The sequence below is a fragment of the Silvanigrella sp. genome (genome assembly GCF_044369315.1).
Classification (GTDB): domain Bacteria; phylum Bdellovibrionota_B; class Oligoflexia; order Silvanigrellales; family Silvanigrellaceae; genus Silvanigrella.
The window spans coordinates 1-4,641 of record NZ_JBIPMD010000249.1 but is presented as its reverse complement, the minus strand read 5'-3'; the positions used below and the strand labels follow the sequence as shown (position 1 = coordinate 4,641).

General features: G+C 29.7%; 5 protein-coding genes. 2 read left to right on the top strand and 3 right to left on the bottom strand.

All coding sequences use genetic code 11. From position 1 onward, the window contains the following. Positions 1-274 precede the first annotated feature (274 nt). Entirely contained in the window at positions 275-1,162 is an 888-nt protein-coding gene (gene murI / locus ACIQ56_RS14745) for a glutamate racemase (protein ID WP_397601805.1), read from the bottom strand. Further along, positions 1,159-2,031, bottom strand: coding sequence for an HAD family hydrolase (locus tag ACIQ56_RS14740; protein ID WP_397601804.1), 873 nt, complete (start codon positions 2,029-2,031; stop codon positions 1,159-1,161). Before ACIQ56_RS14740 ends, murI begins: the two co-directional genes overlap by 4 nt. 77 nt (positions 2,032-2,108) lie before the next feature. Here ACIQ56_RS14740 and ACIQ56_RS14735 point away from each other — a divergent pair, with 77 nt between their 5' ends. Beyond that, positions 2,109-2,861, top strand: coding sequence for a PilZ domain-containing protein (locus ACIQ56_RS14735; protein ID WP_397601803.1), 753 nt, complete (start codon positions 2,109-2,111; stop codon positions 2,859-2,861). Between the two features lie 489 nt (positions 2,862-3,350). On the opposite strand, the gene ACIQ56_RS14730 is transcribed toward ACIQ56_RS14735, so the two are convergent. Beyond that, a complete protein-coding gene (locus tag ACIQ56_RS14730) occupies positions 3,351-3,587 on the bottom strand; it encodes a hypothetical protein (protein WP_397601802.1) in 237 nt (78 codons plus the stop codon). A gap of 163 nt (positions 3,588-3,750) precedes the next feature. Here ACIQ56_RS14730 and ACIQ56_RS14725 point away from each other — a divergent pair, with 163 nt between their 5' ends. Next, positions 3,751-4,500 (top strand): substrate-binding periplasmic protein, encoded by a 750-nt coding sequence (locus ACIQ56_RS14725; RefSeq protein WP_397601801.1) that lies wholly within the window; start codon positions 3,751-3,753, stop codon positions 4,498-4,500. The last annotated feature ends 141 nt before the right edge of the window (positions 4,501-4,641 follow it).

Below are 4,641 nucleotides of genomic sequence, written 5' to 3'. Positions count from 1 at the left end.
ACAATGGCTTCAATTAATTTGTTACCTTATTAATCGCACTGCTTACTTCCACGCTGATGGCTAATCTTTACGTGGGTGAGATTCGCACTCACTGGTTCTTACGCACTTATCTTGGCGCACCATAATTCCTCCTTCATTAGAAAAAACAAATTGCTTTTATTAATCGCATTTTTCTAATTAGGATTTGATTACAAAATGATTAAGAAACACCAATGTGTATTAGGAATTCGGTCATTTTAAAAAACTGTCGATGAATATTATCAAATGAGAGTTATTAGGTTTGAATTTCTACGGCTTGTACTTTAGGAAGCGAAATGGATGTAAAAAACCTGGCGATGCTTTCAAATTGCTCTGGGGAGTCTGTACAAAGAACATGTTTTTCCCCATGACACAGATGATCTTTTAAGTTTGAATTCGATAAAAATTCAGTAACATAATTAACGATTGGCAAAGAAGATTCTACCAAATAAATGGGGTCCTCTGTATTTTTTGATCCTATTTTTAAAACCCAATCACCATCAATTGTTTTATAAATTACAGTTTTTCCAAGCCTTCTTTCAATAGATTGAGCAATAGAAAAGGCAAGTCTTGGATAATGAGTACATGCGAGCATCACAACTTTTGTATCTTCTGGAATGTCCCACAAATACATATCACAAGCGGCATCTACCATAGGGCCTTGAGAAATGCCCTCTTCCACTAAGGGGACAAAAAGAGGACAAGCTCTTGCCCAAACTTTTTCAACACCATGAAGAGAAAGTTCTTCATTAAAACGTTTGCTTTTAACTGTAAAATTTGTTCCCAAAACGGCTACCGTTCTTGTTTTATCAAATAAAACTTCAGCCACAAAATGACAAAAACCTTCCACAATACCAATAATGGGTAATTTAAAAAGTTGTTGTAATTGTTTTGCGGCAACACTAGAAGCGGTTCCGCATGCTATTATCAATAATTCTGCATTTCGGCTTGCTAAGTATAAAGCGGCTTCAGAAGCGTATCTTGTAATGGTATCTTGGCTTTTATTGCCATAGGGACATCGTGCATTATCACCAAGATACTGGGTATTTAAATCAGGAAATCGTTTTAAAACATTTTCCCAAACAGTTAACCCCCCTTGGCTTGAATCAAAAAAAGCAATATTTGGGAGTATTTTATTCTTCATATTTTTATAAGATTTCCAAAGATTTTTTCAACTCTTTGTGACGCTTCAAATCCAAAAATAAGATGTTCTCTTTTTCGAGATGCAATTTTTAATTCCTCATTACTCATCTTATTTGTTTTAACATTATTTAAAGTTTCTTCATTTATTAAATTCACAAGACCCGCATTCCATCCCGCATTTCTTGCCGCTATTACATTTAAAGGAGTATCGTCTATAAAATAAATATCATTTGTATTTAAAGTACCATTAAATTTATTTAAAATAAAACTTTGCGCTTCTAAAAATGCCAATTCATAAATTTTTGGGTTTGGTTTTTCATATCCAATATCTTGACTAAATATGGTAACATCAAAAAGTTCTCGAACAGAAACCCTTTTTTCAATCATCACTTCATGCCAAGTTGTTGCGTTACTAAGAACACCAATTCCAAAATTATTTCTGCGTAATTTTTTGGCTAATTCAAGCACATTTTGTCTTACCGCCCCGACAACCAGGCTATCCGCTCTTTTAATATCATGAATAGACAAAGAAAAATTATTATCTTCTATTTTTGCTGATTTTTTTAATGCCCTTATAAAGGAAACAGCATAGTCATAGGCACCCATTTTTCCTGTGCACCAATTTTCAAGAACGGCCTCTTCTTTCAGAAGGGAATAGGTTTCCTTATGATTTTTAAAGCTATTTTCAGGCAACAACTTTTCAAACTCATAAATATAGGCGTCCCAATCTAAATCCAATAAAACACTACCAATATCAAAAAACACAAAACCAGAGTAACCATTCGTTTTTAAACATTTTTTTTGATTTGAATCACTAAAAACGATATCGAATTGATTGATATCTTCTATTGAAATTTCAGGCCAATACATTTTCACTCCTCAAGGGTCACAAATGGCTCCCGATAACCTAGCTAAGGAATAAGGACTACTTTGACAGAAAGAACATTATGCCAGTTGTGAAAAATCTCAACAACCTATATCAGGAAAACAAAGCCCCAAAAATTCATCTTCTTTTATTAGAAGAACATTCATTTGTTGCCAGTTTAGAAGCATCTTCTTTAACAAAAGCGGGTTTTCAGGTAACACTAGCAAACAATTTAGATGAAATGAATCAATTCTTAATTCATGAAAAAATAGATATTGTGATTATGGATTATTTTTTTCAAAGAGGAAAAGCGGTTAAAGAAATCAAAAATGCTAAATTAAAAAGTTTAAATAAAAAAGTTCGATTTGTCATTTCAAGTGTTCAAAATACTCAAGAAATAAAAGATATTTCAAACTCCCATCATGGAGATCTTTTTTTAGTAAAGCCTTTGCCTAGACATTCTATGATTCAAGAATTGAAAAAACTAGCAAAACAAGATTTCAGAAAAAGCATTAGAACTAAATGTCATATCCCCTTTACAATTATTTTTAATAACAATATATTTCAAACTTTTGCTATTGATATTTCAACTGAAGGATCGCATTTATTAGATAAAGAAAACAAATTAAACGCTTACGTTGGAATGGAACTTAACTTCGAATTTATGCTTCCTAAAACCCCTGAGCTTATTAAAGCAAAAGGAATTATTGTTAGAATAACCGAAGAAGGGTTTGGTCTAAAATTTAACAATATTTCGAAGTCAGATAAAAATAAAATTGAAGATTATATTTCAAAAAATAGTTTAGAAGTTAAATCTATTCATTATTATTTGTAGCATGTTTCTTTAAAACCCATTTCAGTTGGCGCATGATTAATGTGAATTTTGATACTGTATTGGACTCATCATTGCAAGTTCGGAATGAGATGCGTGATGATTATAATCAAAACATAATCTCTTTTAAACGTACCGAAAAATGCTTCTGCCATTCTATTCGTCTTTGTGTTTTTAAATTTTTAAATCATTTTTCTACTAAATGAAACGTTAATTCTTGAATTGATTTTCCTATTAAAGTCTTTTTTGAAGCAACGTAACTTATTCCTTCTTGATCATGGCAATCAAGAGAAAATGCAACGAATTCTTTCTCATCATTAAAACATCGTATTTCAAAGGCATCAGAACATCATCCTGTATAATCACTTTTTAAATAATTTTTCATAAAGACCACCCTATTTTTGTTACTATAAGTTGATTGTCTTGAAATTTAAATTACGACTTATTAATGCAACCAAGTATTTTCTTATATTTATGACTTCTTTTTCTGTTTTAATAAGGCTCTCTTAGGCGTTCCATTTCTGCAATAATTTCTTCAATATAATCTTTAATATTTATTGATTTATCAGTTATACTTAAGATCATTTTCCAACTATATAAGGTTACATGATGGATCTGCTGTTTACGAGAAAGCACGAACAAACTCAATTCTAAATTGAAATATTCTTCTAATACTACTCGCTTTTCATAATTTCCTAAGCGCATTCTTAGCTCTGTTAATCTATCCATTGACTCTCCTTTTCTTGGTGGAAAGGCGTCAATTTTTTATTATTTATTTTTGAATTTAACTCATTTATTATTAATATAAATTAACTTTTTAATTAGGAAAATTAAAAATGAAAAAAAAAAATTTTAACTTTGTTTTTTTTTAACTTTATTAATTCCAATCAAATTGTTTGCTAGTGATATTAAATTAAATTGTTTTAAAAAATTTAATGTATCATTATATAATTCTGGCTTTTTTTATTCCTCTGAAAAAAATGAGGGAGTTGACAAAGACATTATAAATGAAATTATGAAAAGAAACAAATGCCAATATGATATCTCTGTAATGCCAAGAATTCGAATATGGAAATCCCTTGAAAATGGGTCACTTGATTTAAGTACTTCAGGTATTCAAAATAAAGAAAGAGATAAATTTGCGTTCTTTATAAATTATATTAAATTAAAAAATTATATTATCTTAAAAAAAGAATTAAATTTTCATTCTTGGCAAGAATTTTTAAATAATAAAAATTTAAAAATTGGAGTTATACGTGGTTTTAAACATGGCGAAGCAGATAAATGGCTTGAAATTTTAAATAAAGAAAATAGAGTTATAGAAAATGTTGATCATAACGCGTTATATGACTCTTTCATTAACCATAAATTTGATGTCACTATTGGCCACCCAATGACTTTTCAATTTTATTTTAAAAATATAAACGGGCTTTCAAACTTAGTAAATGTTGAAGATTGGAATATAGATGAGTTGCCTATAAAACATGGGATTATCTTGTCAAAAAAAGTTTTTAGTCCTGAAGAATATGAAAAATGGAAAAATATAGTAAATGATATTATTTCCGATGGAACTATGTTTAAAATTTTGAAAAAATATTTTTCAGCAAAAGAAGCAAGAGAAATTGTTATTGAAAAAAATTAAAATTATTTATAATAAAAGGATAAATTTATGGTGCGCCAAGATAAGTGCGTAAGAACCAGTGAGTGCGAATCTCACCCACGTAAAGATTAGCCATCAGCGTGGAAGTAAGCAGTGCGATTAATAAGGTAACAAATTAATTGA